General features: G+C 33.5%; 11 protein-coding genes. 4 read left to right on the top strand and 7 right to left on the bottom strand.

Translation table 11 applies throughout. The features are described 5' to 3' along the window. Positions 1-22: 22 nt before the first annotated feature. The gene (locus AC5KOD_RS07385; RefSeq protein ID WP_496913903.1) at positions 23-1,405 is read right to left on the bottom strand and encodes an oligosaccharide flippase family protein; all 1,383 of its coding nucleotides are present in this window, start codon (positions 1,403-1,405) and stop codon (positions 23-25) included. 12 nt (positions 1,406-1,417) lie between these two features. Beyond that, a complete protein-coding gene (locus tag AC5KOD_RS07380; protein WP_496913902.1) occupies positions 1,418-2,482 on the bottom strand; it encodes a CDP-glycerol glycerophosphotransferase family protein in 1,065 nt (354 codons plus the stop codon). Between the two features lie 204 nt (positions 2,483-2,686). On the opposite strand from AC5KOD_RS07380, the gene AC5KOD_RS07375 reads away from it, so the two are divergent. Beyond that, positions 2,687-3,811 carry a glycosyltransferase family 4 protein gene (locus AC5KOD_RS07375; protein ID WP_496913901.1) on the top strand — a complete coding sequence of 375 codons (1,125 nt, stop codon included), beginning with the start codon at positions 2,687-2,689 and terminating at the stop codon, positions 3,809-3,811. A 212-nt stretch (positions 3,812-4,023) separates the two neighbouring features. Here the strand turns inward: AC5KOD_RS07375 and AC5KOD_RS07370 are convergent, their stop codons facing one another. Both AC5KOD_RS07370 and AC5KOD_RS07365 read right to left on the bottom strand, forming a co-directional pair. Beyond that, complete coding sequence (locus AC5KOD_RS07370) at positions 4,024-7,254, bottom strand: GW domain-containing glycosaminoglycan-binding protein (protein ID WP_496913900.1); 3,231 nt, start codon at positions 7,252-7,254, stop codon at positions 4,024-4,026. A 276-nt stretch (positions 7,255-7,530) separates the two neighbouring features. Beyond that, positions 7,531-8,655 (bottom strand): LCP family protein, encoded by a 1,125-nt coding sequence (locus AC5KOD_RS07365; RefSeq protein WP_496913899.1) that lies wholly within the window; start codon positions 8,653-8,655, stop codon positions 7,531-7,533. 222 nt (positions 8,656-8,877) lie between these two features. On the opposite strand from AC5KOD_RS07365, the gene AC5KOD_RS07360 reads away from it, so the two are divergent. Next, positions 8,878-10,032 carry a glycosyltransferase family 4 protein gene (locus AC5KOD_RS07360; protein ID WP_496913898.1) on the top strand — a complete coding sequence of 385 codons (1,155 nt, stop codon included), beginning with the start codon at positions 8,878-8,880 and terminating at the stop codon, positions 10,030-10,032. A gap of 89 nt (positions 10,033-10,121) precedes the next feature. On the opposite strand, the gene AC5KOD_RS07355 is transcribed toward AC5KOD_RS07360, so the two are convergent. Both AC5KOD_RS07355 and map read right to left on the bottom strand, forming a co-directional pair. Beyond that, entirely contained in the window at positions 10,122-11,033 is a 912-nt protein-coding gene (locus tag AC5KOD_RS07355; protein ID WP_496913897.1) for a YihY/virulence factor BrkB family protein, read from the bottom strand. Between the two features lie 66 nt (positions 11,034-11,099). Continuing rightward, positions 11,100-11,855: a type I methionyl aminopeptidase gene (gene map / locus AC5KOD_RS07350; protein ID WP_496913896.1), complete on the bottom strand. Its 756-nt coding sequence runs from the start codon at positions 11,853-11,855 to the stop codon at positions 11,100-11,102. 208 nt (positions 11,856-12,063) lie between these two features. On the opposite strand from map, the gene AC5KOD_RS07345 reads away from it, so the two are divergent. Next, the gene (locus AC5KOD_RS07345) at positions 12,064-12,504 is read left to right on the top strand and encodes a flavodoxin (protein ID WP_496913895.1); all 441 of its coding nucleotides are present in this window, start codon (positions 12,064-12,066) and stop codon (positions 12,502-12,504) included. 44 nt (positions 12,505-12,548) lie between these two features. On the opposite strand, the gene AC5KOD_RS07340 is transcribed toward AC5KOD_RS07345, so the two are convergent. Then, the gene (locus tag AC5KOD_RS07340) at positions 12,549-13,136 is read right to left on the bottom strand and encodes a TetR/AcrR family transcriptional regulator (protein ID WP_496913894.1); all 588 of its coding nucleotides are present in this window, start codon (positions 13,134-13,136) and stop codon (positions 12,549-12,551) included. A 308-nt stretch (positions 13,137-13,444) separates the two neighbouring features. Between AC5KOD_RS07340 and AC5KOD_RS07335 the strand changes: the two genes are divergently transcribed. After that, a complete protein-coding gene (locus tag AC5KOD_RS07335; RefSeq protein ID WP_496913893.1) occupies positions 13,445-14,683 on the top strand; it encodes an aminopeptidase in 1,239 nt (412 codons plus the stop codon). The last annotated feature ends 141 nt before the right edge of the window (positions 14,684-14,824 follow it).

Here is a 14,824-nt window from a genome sequence, read left to right as displayed (position 1 = left end):
CTCACTTTCCTCTATTAACTTTTTACTTTCTACGCTTAAGAATCAACTCATATCCACGCAAAATACTCTGTTTATACTGCCACCAACACAGTAACATGATTAACACCATATAAATAAAAAATGCCAATATCCCTTCAATTCCTAAATAACTTAACGCAGCAATTACTGCTAACAACGATCCAAAAACAAAATAATCTTTCCATTGGAATAATTTAATTTTTTTATCTAAAGAACACAGTAGAAACCACAAAATGTAAGTTATTAAAGTACCAAATGCGACAAAATCAAACCGATTAAATATCCGCACAATTAAATAATCAACAACTAATGCAACAGCTACCATGATAACTGATATTATCGAAAACTGAACCGTTCTCCGGTTTACTTTGAATAAGTTAGCAAACAGAACGTTCGTAGTTCCTATAAAAGGAATAGCATAAATTAAGATACTTAGTACCCTTAATGAATATACATATTCCGGTAAAAAAACATCCACTATCAGATTCAAAATATACAAACACCCGATACTACAAAATCCAACAATTAAAATAATATCTTTAATTAGAATATTAGTAGATTTGTTTTGCTTACCCGCAGAATTCGATGCTAAAAACGGATAAAGAACATTTCCAATTGATCCTATTAAGGCCAAAAATAGTGATAGCATTGAAGCACCAAATGAATAAAACGCAAACTCTTTTGAAGAAAAATTTAATTTAACAAACCATCTATCTAGACTAATAATCAAATTTGAAATGACATTAGCTAGCAAAACAGATAATCCTAAGCTAAAAATCGTCTTAATTTCAGTTAATTCTATTGGAACGGCTTTTCCAAAATAGCGTCTAAAAGTATATAAACTATACAACATTAACACTAGCTGAGTAATTATTTGCCCCCATATATAAAAGTATGGATTGGGATAAACAAACACAACCAATAAAACTGACAACAAAGTCATCAAATTCCAAATATTTTTTAATGATGAATATTGATTAAAACTCCCCGTTGCTCTAAAAAGTAAGCTGACAAACAAAAAAATTTGATACTCTATTGAGTAAAGTAAAAATAAATAGATAATATCATCTTTTATGACAAAAAAATTCCCTAAAGCAATTGCTACAATTACTACTGCAACAATCTTCAGCATTGTATTGAAATAGCCTTTGATTTTATTTATATCTAATTTATTTAACCTCTGACCTCCAAGAATAATATATAGGCCGTCTGAAAAACCGAAATGAAGCATTCCAGCATAACCAATGTATAAACCAAATGTTTTTACGATCGCGTATGCGTCAACATCTAGGGCTTTTGGCAATAAAAAGCCATTCAACACGCCAATTAAAACCCCCATCATTTCTAACAGTATTACTCTAAAACCACTTTTAACATTTTTATCCACTTTATCACCTATTTATTCTAACAATTTATCTATCAATTGCCAAACTCTCTTACAGCTATTTCCATCAAGATATTGATAAAATAGATTTCTTGCTTTGTTCCGATTTTCGATATAATCATCTTGACCTTCTTTTATTCTCTCCAATACCTCCACAACTTCACCAATAGATTTTATTTTAGGGCCTGGTGTTTCCACATTGTTCTCAAAATTTATTTCCAGTCCTCGCTCATCTTGATATTGCTCAATATCAAAATTATAAAAAATTATAGGACGATTCATAACTAAATAATCTAAATAAATCGAGCTGTAGTCTGTCATCAATACATCGGCGGTCATCAAAAACTCTTGAGCGTCTGGCGCTTCCTCTGAAGTTATTTCAATTATGTTGGATAGACCAATCAACTTTGAACTATCGATGATTCCCTTCAAATAATGAGGACGGTAAATCATTACCCAATTATTTAGTTTTAAGTACTCATTCAATTCTTGAAGCTCTTTGTAAATAGACTCTGTATATGTTGCCAATTCATAATTACGCCATGTTGGACAATATAGAAGAATTTTTTTACCTTCTAAGCCATATGTCTCTCTAATTTTGCAACTTACTTTATGTTTTTCTTTTTCATCAAACATAATATCTATTCTTGGCAAACCTAAAGGTAGATACTCTGGGTATCTTGATACTGTAGAGCTTTCATATCGATAAAAATAAGCTTCATCTCGAGGACTCATAGTAATAATATAGTCAACATTTTTCCTTACCGAATCAGCTACTTTCATTGTTTTTTGGTTTAGTAAATCCTCTTTTCCAGGTGTTCGTTTTGTTCCGTAGCCATGGTTAATAAACAGACTCTTCTTCCCCTTTGAAAATAAACGAAATGGATAATCCGAAATAACCATATCATATTTTCTACTATAGTCTAGAAGTCTACTAAAAAATTTTTTTATTGGAGACTTATTAATTATTTTACTATCTTTAAAAATAATATCATATTCATTTGAATAGTTAGCTTCATAGTAATCTCTTAATGCGTACATATTTCCTTTTCCATAAGAATTAATAAATATTTTTTTCACGAATTATCACTCTACAACTTTCTATCTTAATTATTTGATACATTATTATAACACACCCAATCATACCTTAATATCATTCTTATAATAAACATAATCCATATGAAACAACATGTTTATCTCAAGATTTAATTAAAATTTTATATTTCTTACCTATATGGTATACTAATTTTGAAAATAAAGGATAAGTGAAAGGATATAGATTTTATGAAAGTTGCATTCGTCACATACGCTGCCGCTCCCTATCGTACCAAACAATTTGAATTATTTGCCAAAGTTGCATCCTTAGATGTCTATTACATTAGTAAAAAAATGGTGGATCGTAAGTGGTCAATTGATACTACTAACGAGAGTTATACTGAAACTAAACTTGATGTCACTTTTGATACCAAAAAAATAGGGACCTTAAATAAAGGATTAACGACTCTCGTCAAATCACATGATGTTATCTTTATTGGCGGATACAGTTCACTAAGCTATATCGTTTTGTCTATTTTGTGTAAACTCTACAAAAAACCTTCTGTCATTATATTTGATGGTATTTCTCCAAAAAAAATAATGCAAACTGGTAATTTTTTTAAGAACTTTTTGAAAAAAATAGTCATTAACAATTCATCAGCTATTTTTGGTAATGGAAAGGTCGCCCAACAATTTTTCAAGGAAAACTATAATTATCAGCAACCAATTATTCCACAGATATTGACATCTGATATTTCTTCCATTCAAAAATATGAAAATGATAAACAGACAATCCGCCAGTTGTACCGAGAAAAATTCCATATTAGTGAGGAGGCTGTAGTTCTCTTATACAGCGGGCGTCTTTTGGAAAGAAAGAATATTATCGGGATCATTTCTGCAATGAAAGAGTTACCAGATTCTGATTTCCACTTATTAATTTTGGGTGGTGGTTCTTTGGAGGAAGAAAAAAAACTACAAGAAAAAGCGATTGAAGAAAACATACAGCTAACTATTACCGGTTTTATTTCTGACCAAAATCTTTTGTTCCAGATGTATTATGTTGGGGATATATTTGTCTTAGCTTCCCATGATGAACCTTGGGGTCTAGTGATAAACGAAGCTATGGCTGCCGGTTTACCTATTCTTGCAAGTAGCGAATGCGGCGCTAGTTTAGATCTAATACTGGAGAATCAAAATGGATTCATCTTTGAGGCCGATGATGCAAAAGATTTGGCTGAAAAAATAACTACCATCACAACAAAAAATCTATTTCAAGTATTCGGTGACAAATCAAAAAAAATCATTGCAAATTGGACTTTCGAACAGTCTGCTAAAAATTTCGATCGAGTATTATCTTTTTTTGAAAGGAAATAACTCTTTAAGTTAGAATTTTCAAATCAAAAAAGACACCTCCGTTGAATTCATGTAAAATGAATTCAACGGAGATGTTTTTTATTTGGTACGACCAATGAGGTTCAGATTCAATACCTTTTTCATTTAGGTCCACATAAAATTTTAATTCATCCTGTCCAATTTAATAAAAAGTCAAAGACTTTGCCTCTTCACCTCATCTCAAAATAATTATATTAATCATACTGCGCTAATTGCCATTCAGAAATAACATTATTTAATTTCGTATCATAATTTGGATCTGTTGCATACTTGCCTGCTAAAGCTTTAGTCGCATTTTTATATGTCTTGGCAACCGAACGCCACGCGCCTTTATAGTAATTCTTATCCCAAGAGGTTCCATTTAGAAGTTTATTAGCATTATCAGCAAACGATTCATTTATAGTCGGATACTTTTTAAAATCAGTAACCACTGTTAGCCATTTATTATTTATTTTATCATATTCTTTAGTCTCAATTTTAACACTTGAACCATTATAGTTTCCTTTTATTCCAAAAAGATTATTATTAGGCCACAGAGCCAATTTACTTTGTCCATAACCTGATTCTAAAATTGCTTGCGCCATCATTACTGATGGAAACAAATCCCGTCCTTGCGTATTCTTTTTTACATAAGGAACAATATCAGAAACAAATTTTGATTTATCAATAGAAAATGCTCGACTATCTAGCCAACCAATCAGTTTTCCATCAATCGAAAACTGATACCACTTTGCTCTAAATGTTGTAGCTTCTTTAATAATGTTAATAGTTTTACCACCGTAGACTCCTGCTTTTCCTAAAAATTGGGAATTCGGACTTGTCTTATAAATTTCACTGTACACATCATGTCCCGTAATCTGATTTGCTGGTAGTATTTTTGCAGTCAAATTAACTTCTTTTTGAGAGAGAATAGGATCATATGCTTCAAATGCTCGACTATCTATCCATCCAATAGTCTTTCCACCAACAGCAATTTGATACCATTTTGTCCGTTGCGTTGTCGCCTCTTTAATGATTTTTACGATTTTACCTCCATAAACTCCCGCTTTTCCTAAAAATTTGGAATTTGGACTTGTTTTATAGATTTCACTATATACATCATGAGACTTTATCTGATTTGCTGGTAACAATTTCCCTGCTATATCCACTGTTTTTTGAGTAAGAATCGGATCATACACTTCAAAAGCTCGACTATCTATCCATCCAACAGTCTTTCCACCAACAGCAATTTGATACCATTTTGTTCGTTGTGTCGTCGCCTCTTTTATAATTCTTACAATTTTTCCGCCATAAACTCCCGCTTTTCCTAAGAACTTAGAATTTGGACTTGTTTTATAAATCTCACTATATACATCATGAGTTTTTATTTGATTCGCTGGTAACAACTTCCCTGCTATATCAACTGTCTTTTGAGTAAGAATTGGATCATATACTTCGAAAGCTCGACTATCTATCCATCCGATTGTCTTACCATCTATAGCTATTTGATACCATTTCGTCCGTTGCGTCGTCGCCTCTTTAATGATTTTTACAATTTCCCCCCCATAAACTCCAGCTTTTCCTAAAAATTTAGAATTAGGGCTTGTTTTATAAATCTCACTGTACACGTCATGAGTTTTAATTTGATTCACTGGCAATAATTTACCAGTTATATTGACTGTTTTTTGAGTAAGAATTGGATCATACACTTCAAAGGCCCGGCTGTCTATCCATCCTATTACCTTGTCATCAATGGATATTTGATACCATTTTGCTCGTTGAGTTGTAGCTTCCTTAATAATTTTTACAATTTTCCCGCCATAAACATTAGCTTTTCCTAAAAATTTAGAGTTAGGTCCTGTTTTATAGACTTCACTATATACATCATGAGTATTGATCATCGCACTTGGCAATAATTTACCAACTATCTCGACTTCTTTTTGCGAGAGTATTGAATCATAAGTTGTAACTGCACGACTATCAATCCATCCTATTTCTTTACCATCAACTGTAAAGTAATACCAAGTTGCTCTTACAGTTTTAGCTTCTTTGATGATCGTTATTAAATTATTCGCATAGTCTTTAGCAGACCCAATCATTTGAATATTATCTGCAGTTTTATATATTCCATTAAATATACCATGATGACCTGCAATTTCAGCAGCTAATATACTGGCTGAGATTTTAACATTCTTAGTATATTCAATACTATCAAATAACTCAACTGTTTGCGATGACAACCATCCACCAAGTTCTTTACTATAATAGAATTTCTTACCATCACTTGTTATTGCCTCTTTTGTTATTGAAACATATTTATTAAGATAATTAGTTGTCGAACCAACTTTTATGGCTTCAATAGTTGTCTTAGGCTTAGAAAAAACATCTTCTGTCTGAACAATTTTTCCTCGTTGGTTAATATTATTTTCTTTAGTAATAATAGTATAGCTTAATTTATTATAATGATACTGAACCAACTCATAAAACTCATTAAAAGTGTAACCATATTTACCAAAATACCCAACTGGATCGCTATGATTCGTTCCTCCTAGTAAACTTGAAACTTCAAAATGCCCCCATACTGATCCTTTAGGATTTCCTTTAGTTCCTGAAGCACGACTCGGAATTAAATTATATCGTTTTAAAATATGAGCAGCATAGTACGCTTGATTGTTCACTGATTTAAAAAAGTCTGTCTTATTACCGTGTTCCACTAATTCTATTTGAACAAAGTAAGGGTTGGCATTAGGACCACTTCCCCAAGCTGCATAATCTGATGGATGAATCTCAATTATGTTATTTGCATCTGCAAACGCCTGAACAAAAGCACTATTATAGTTTTTGGTCATGTATTCAATTTCTGACCAAATTGTTGATTTAGGGTTAGCAGTTTCATGAATAACAATCCCTCGAGGTTTTCCTATTCCATCAGAATATCCAAACCGTGGAAACTGTGGTTTATAGTTTGTAACTATCTTAGCATGCGGGAATTTAATTATTTGACTGTTATTTCCACTTAAATAAGGGGAATAACTATAACTCGTCGCTCTATTTTCAAAGATAGTCTGTTGCTCAGCCATTGGAATTTCACCTGGTAGAATTCCAGCATCTTTAATATCTTGTTCTGTTGGTTCGGCCGGAAAAAAAGGGTTAGATGCAAACGAATCTAATACTTTTTTCCTTTGCAATAACTCATCTTTATTTTCATTAACACTCTCTTCTGTACTATCAGACTGTGTCTCAATTTCATTTGCAGAAGAACTTATTACTTCACTACTTACTTCCGTTTCCTCGGTTTCAGAATTTTGATAAAAGCTACTCTGTTCTGTGCTTTCAGTACCTATAGATTTGGTTTCTGTTACTGCCAACACAGGGCTTCCCAAAAGATTAGTTATTAAAATCCCCACGCTTAATATCGTATACCATCGTTTATTACTACTTTTCATTGAATACTCCTCCATTATCTTCTGTTACAATGACTAGTATAACAAAAATATCCTATTAATTGTACATTAAAATAAATTAATGATCCAACGTATCTCAAAAATTCAATAATACCCCATAATAAGTTTTTTTAAATAGAAGTAATCTAATGGCATTTTTCGCCTCTTTTAACTATCATATTTGTATCACTTATTAAACAAAAAAATGTAGCCCCGCCAAATTAGGCAAAGCTACATAAACATAATAATTCTACAATCAACTCTAACTGTACCGCCTATCTAATCATTAACCGCACCATCACCATAAGGAGGATATGTTTTCTCACTGACAACTCCATTTGTTTCAAATTCATAATCTGATGTATCTCTTTCATCCTTTGCCTCTTGTCCTAACGAGACTTTTAGTTTGTGTTGAATATACTCAAGACTATCTTCATGTAGACCTACCATGCTCTCCCCGGTATATGAATAAGTAAAACTCATCCATGAAAAGGTATATGACTCAAACGTATATTTATTAGTCAAACCAGATTTTGCTACCTGCTTCATCGTATCAGGATTCATATCAGTCCACAAATGATTCGTTAATGATGCCATTACATCAGAATATTTTGTAATAGAACCAACTTCCATCGCTTTATTTAATACAGCTTGAACAACCATTTGCTGCCTTTCACCACGCTTAATATCATTATCAATTTTTCTTGTTCTTGCAAATGCCAACGCCTCTTCACCAGATAAGACTTGCTTTCCAGGCTCCAATTCAATCATTTTTGTGACAGTTGCATTAGCTTCACTTATTGCAACTGGAACATCTACAGTCACTCCGCCTAAAGCGTCAACGATTTTTTCAAAGGCTTCAAAATCGACCGTCACATAAAAATCAATAGGAATTGACAAAAGATTTTCAACAGCATTAATGGCTCCATCCTCTTTATCATAAGTATATGCAGAATTTATTTTTGCATAACCATCAAATTCATCTGTTTCAATATAAGTAAATGTATCACGAGGAATGCTAACCATACTTATTTCACCTAATTGTGGATTCATTGTCACAACAATCATAGTATCCGTTCGGTTAGAGCCCAATTCTCTTTCATCATTATCATCAACTCCCATAACCAACATGGAAAAAGGTGTCTTATTGGGTTGAACTTTATCGTTCATGTCCTCACCACTTTTACGTGGTCTAAAAGTCTGTTCCATCAAATCTTCTGCTTCCAAATATAACTTGGCACCATATGATACAGCAATTAGAACTCCTAACAACAAAACTATTAAGACTACTTTAAAAGCTCTAATCCATCTAGTCGGTTTAGCCGCATATCGGCTAGAGCGTGTATCTTCTTGAAGCTTCTTAGACAATCTATTCCTAGATTTTTTTGATTTTACTTTTTTCATTCCTCATATAGCATCCTTTCGCTATTACCACAGATAAAAACCTCTGTTGGAAATTCTTTATAATTTTACTATACTTTGCCAAAAAAGACCAGTCTGTTATAGAATTTTTAATATCTACATTGAAAAATAGAAGCTTTTAGTAATTATGCCAGAATATATTTGTGTTTTTACCACACAATTTGTATAATGGGGAAGAATATCAATGAAAGTAGGACGTAAACTATGAATCCAGTTTTAGGGATTATTATAAAACTTTTTTTAACACTCTTTTTGTCTCTAATCATCACGCCATTAGTTAGAATTTTAGCTTTTAAAATTGGTGCCACAGACAAGCCTGGTGCCAGACGAGTCAATACTGAGGTGATGCCAACAATTGGTGGCCTTGCCATTTTTTTATCTTTTGTCATTTCTTCTCTACTTATTTTTCGCGACTATATTTCGATCAATTACATCCTTCCAATAATAATTGGTGCGGGTATCATAATCGTAACAGGCATCATTGATGATACTAGAGAATTATCACCCAAGATGAAATTAATAGGAATTATTGCTGCTGCATGTGTCATTTACTTCTTAGCAGATATTAAAATGGATGACTTTACCGTTCCTTTTTTTGGCACAATCAATCTCGGTTGGTTAAGCTTTCCAGTTACTATTATCTGGATTATGGCCATTACAAATGCAATAAATCTAATTGATGGATTAGATGGATTAGCTTCTGGTGTCTCAATGATTGCATTAACAACCATGGGAATTATTGCTAATTTCTTTATTCACAGTTCAGATTTTCATATCACATTAACCATTTTCATACTAATCGCTAGTATCGCTGGTTTTTTCCCTTATAATTTCCAACCTGCTAAAATTTTTCTAGGAGATACTGGAGCATTGTTTCTAGGCTTTATGATAGCTGTAATGTCCCTACAAAATCTAAAAAATGTTACGATGATTTCTCTAGTCACACCTGTTATTATTTTAGGTGTACCGATCACTGATACAATCTATGCTATTATTCGACGATATGTTAATAATAAGCCTATCTCTTCAGCAGACAAAATGCATCTACATCACCGACTTTTATCACTTGGCTTTACTCATCGAGGAGCCGTTTTAACAATTTATGGTCTCGCTATTGTTTTTTCATTTACTGGATTAGTTTTCTCTTACACTAATACTTGGGGTGCTATTTTACTTGTTATCGTACTCATGCTTGGACTTGAATTATTTGTTGAATTAATTGGTCTTGTCGGTCCTAATCGTCAGCCACTTCTCTATTTACTTAGTTACTTAGGAGGCAAAAAACCTACAAAAAAGATTCCTAAAACAGGAGACACTATAAAAAAACAAGAACACAAAGATAACAACTCTGAACAGTAATCACAACAATTAAAAGAAAGACAAGGCCCTAATATTGGACTTGTCTTTCTTTTAATTGACGGACTCTTCCTATCTTCATTATTAAACTTTCATTTTCTGTTTTTTACATTAATAATCTTAGATAACCCCTTTGATAACCTTCGCTGCTTCATTTCAATCTTTCCACTGTAATATTCTTCATTAACCGCATTGATAACTCCGCCAATAATAATAACTGTCGCAGCAAAATTTAGCCAAAGCATGAAGACAATGAATCCACCAATCAAGCCATAACTCGTCACACCTTTGGAAAAATATTTAGTATACAGTCCAAAAAACTGAGTCAAGCCCATCCAGCCTAAAGTTGAAAAAACTGCACCTGGTAAAACCGAACGGAGCCGAACTTTAGCATTGGGTAAAAAATAATAAATAATACTCATAACCAAAAACAAAGAGATCATCGTAACTGGCCACTTTAATGTTCCAAAAATCCCTGCAATACTATTTGGTAAATTCAAAATAGGCAACACATAATCAAGAATTGACTGACCTAAAGTAAATAAAATAGCCAGTACCATGATCGCAATTAAAAATAAAAAAATAGCGACAAAACTAAATAAGCGAGTCAAAACTGCATTTATCCGATTACTAACCCCATACACTTTATTTAATGAATTCTGTAACGCATTAATACTCTTACTAGCAGCCCAAAGTGTTGCTACAGCAGAAATTGATAGTAAGCCACCATTAGAGTTTTCTAATAGCGAACGAATCGTCCCCTTTAACATTTGGTAAATCGTTGAAGGTAACATTGATTCAATATAAGGTAAAACTGTTTCTGGATTAATTTTCATATAAGGCAAAATATTCCCAATAGCAATTACTAGAGGAAAGATTGATAACAATAGATAATAAGCTATTATCGCAGCAGAATTGCCAATTTCAGCACCTGAAACTCGGCCAATTACCGTTTGAATAAATTTTTTCAGCTTATCATTTTTAATTTTCTTTATTACATTCATAAGTCTCCTCTTTTAGTCAAAACAAGGCTGGGACAGTCGTTCCAGCCTTGTCTATTTATTTAAAAATTATTGATCACCTTGCGATGTTAAAATTTTAGGTCCTTCTTTTGTAATAGCTAACGTATGCTCATATTGGCAACTTAAGCCACCATCAAGTGTACGAGCTGTCCAGTTATTATCATCCATCTTCATACGCCAAGTCCCAGTATTGACCATTGGTTCGATTGTAATTACCATTCCCTCTTTTAATCGCAATCCTTTTCCAGCTTCTCCGTAATGAGGAATAGCTGGTGCTTCATGAATTGTAGGTCCAATTCCATGACCAATAAAATCACGAACAACACTCAAATTTTCACCTTCTACATAGGTCTGAATGGCGTGACCGATGTCTCCAATCCTATTACCTACTTGAGCCTGATCAATTCCTAAATAAAGAGCTTTTTTAGTGACTTCCATCAATTTATCTATCTCAGGAGTCGATTGTCCAACAACATAGGTCCAACAAGAATCTGACATGGCACCGTTCAAATCAATGCACATATCGACTTTAATTAAATCGCCATCTTTTAACTTCTCTTTTCTAGGAAAGCCATGACAAATCTCATCATTAATACTGCAGCATGTTGCATATTTATAACCTTCAAAACCGATTTGCGCCGCAATCCCGCCATTATCTTTAATAAATTTATGAACGAATTCCTCTATGTCCCAACTGGTAACCCCAGGTTTTATAAATTCTCTTAGTGCATGATGAACATTAGCCAGCAAAGCGCCTGACTTCTCCATCATTTCTATTTCTCTTGCTGATTTAAGTGTAATCATTCTTGTCTCCTCTTTCTTATTTCTAAATCTCTAGTTAATGCAAATTCACTTCAAAAAAATACGGTTGTTAGCCCACTACATTCTATCATATTGTGCCATATCCGCCAAATATCCTTATTTGAATTTGTCTTCAAATTTGTTAAGAATGCTTTCTTTTATGACTATTTCTGGTATAATTTAGCAGTATATAATTGAAAGGATGATGGACATGGCTCTCGCTAAAATTGTGTATGCTAGTCTGACTGGCAATACAGAAGAAATTGCTGATATTGTCGCAGAAGCATTGGAGAATTTAGATTTGGAAGTGGAACAAGAAGAATGCACACAAGTTGATGCTGAAGATTTCCTAGAAGCTGATATTTGCATTGTTGCAACCTACACTTATGATGATGGAGATTTACCTGATGATATTGTTGATTTTTATGAAGAACTACAAGAATTGGATTTATCTGGAAAAACTTTTGGCGTAGTGGGGTCTGGTGACACATTCTATGAATTTTTCTGTAAATCAGTTGATGATTTTGAAGCAGCCTTTATAAAGGCCGGTGCTACTAAAGGTGCCGATTGTGTAAAAGTTGATTTAGCTGCCGAAGAAGAAGATATCGTTAAATTAGAAGAGTTTGCAAAAACTATTGCAAGTAGCATCTAAAAAAAAGTCCCTCGGTACAAAATGTAACGAAGGACTTTTTAGATTTATTTTGACTCAATTGGTTTGGTCAAAATTTGAGCATTTTCACTTTTTTTTACACTCTCAATAACATCATATAGCAAAACTTTAATTTCTTCATCTGACGGATCAATTAAGCCACCCGACTTCAACGAAGCTATTCCTGTTGCAACAATCCAAGTCCCTGAAAAAATGGTTGTTTTCATCTTATCATCTAATTGACTCAGTTCCGGATCCTTATTAATGTTTGACATAAATAAATCATGACTAAATTGATTCAACATATCCTCGCCAGAATGTCCTTCTAAATAAAGTGACCGGTAAAGAATTTTTTCTTCTGCTGCAAAGCGAACATAGTTTAAGTTCATATCCAACAATGGATCCCCAGTAATATTCCGAGCAAATACTACCTCTCTCAAATATGTTTCAATTCTTTCAAATAGCGCTACCTTCAACTCTTCCATGTTTTTGAACTCCAAATAAATTGGTTGGGTTGAACACTTCATCTTACTCGCAATATTACGAGCGGTGAATCGAGAAAATCCTTCTCTTTCGACAATATCATACGCTGCACTCAAAATTTGCTCTCTAGTAATTGTCTTTTTTCTCGCCATCTACATTTTACCCCTCTCTTGCTTCTCCATTATCAGTCTTACTGTTAATTTTTGTCTAATAGTTATCCCCTAGAAACACCTTATCCATAACAGTTCACTTTATATGTTTTTATTGTATCATGAATCGTACAATAAAAAAAGTACGTTCTAAATTCTTGTTATTTTTAGACGGAAATAAGACCACTAGTTCCATAAAATAAATAGTTCCTTATCTGTAACATTTCGTTATATTTCAGAGAGAAAAATTGAGAGCGTTCATTCTTTATGATATCATAAGTTTATTGAAATTTATTTAGGAGGATAAGCAAATGACATTACCAAATTTTAAAGAGAATCTACAAAAATATGCTAAATTAATTACGAAAACGGGAGTTAATGTTCAAAAAGGACAAATGATTGTCCTACAAATTGATGTCAAACAAGTTGAATTAGCACAATTAATTGTCAAGGAGGCTTATCTATTAGGGGCAGGTAATGTAAGTGTTCAATGGCAAGACGATACAATCCAAAAAGAGTTTTTCTTACACGCAGACGATGAACTGATGACATCTATCCCTCAATATAAAATTGATGAAGCAAATGCTTGGGTTGAAAAAGGAGCTAGTCGGATTAGCGTCGTCTCACAAGACCCTGATGCTTTGTCTGGTACTGATACTAATAGAGTAGCGGCTTACCAAGCTGCTAATGGCAAAGCATTAGCTAAGTTACGTCAAGCCAGTCAAGCGAATAAAATAAGTTGGACGGTTGTTGCAGCAGCTGGTGAAGCTTGGGCCGCCAAAGTCTTTCCAAATTTATCATCTGCTGAGGAACAAATTGATGCTCTTTGGAATGAGATTTTCAAAACGACACGAATTTATAGCGATGACCCAATAAAAGCTTGGGAAGAACATGACGAAACATTAAACTCAAAGGCCAACGAATTGAATAAAGAGCAATTTGATGCCTTACATTATACGGGTCCTGACACAAACTTAACAATTGGCTTACCCAAAAACCACCTTTGGGAGGGCGCAGGTAGTTTTAATTCTCGTGGAGAAAAATTTATGGCAAATATGCCGACTGAAGAAGTATTTACTGCTCCAGACAGACATCGAATTGACGGAGTTGTATCAAGTACTAAGCCATTGAGTTATGCAGGTACGACTATTACAGGCATGCATTTCACATTTAAAGATGGTAAAGTCGTTGATGTAACCGCTGAGTCTGGAGAAGATGTTTTGAAAAAACTATTAGAAACTGATGAAGGTGCCAAGAGCCTAGGTGAAGTTGCCCTAGTGCCAGATCCCTCTCCGATTTCGAAATCTGGAATAACTTTTTATAATACCTTGTTTGATGAAAATGCATCTAACCACCTTGCTTTAGGCTCAGCATATGCATTTAGCTTGAAAGGTGGCACAGAAATGTCACAGGATGAATTAGAAGCTGCTGGCTTGAATAGAAGCACCACTCATGTTGATTTTATGATTGGATCGGATAAAATGGACATTGATGGAATTCGCTCTGACGGTACAAGAGTGCCCTTATTTAGAAATGGAGATTGGGCTTAATTCAGAAACTACTAAAAAAATCATGAGCTTGGGACATAAGTCTAAACGAAAAATCCAGATACCAGTCAAATTGATTGGCATCTGGATTATTTTGTTGTACAAAAATAAGAACACTTTTGCTAAAATAAAAGTAACCAAACA

The organism is Vagococcus sp. WN80Y, assembly GCF_059621045.1.
This window is presented reverse-complemented; position numbering and strand designations above follow the sequence as displayed.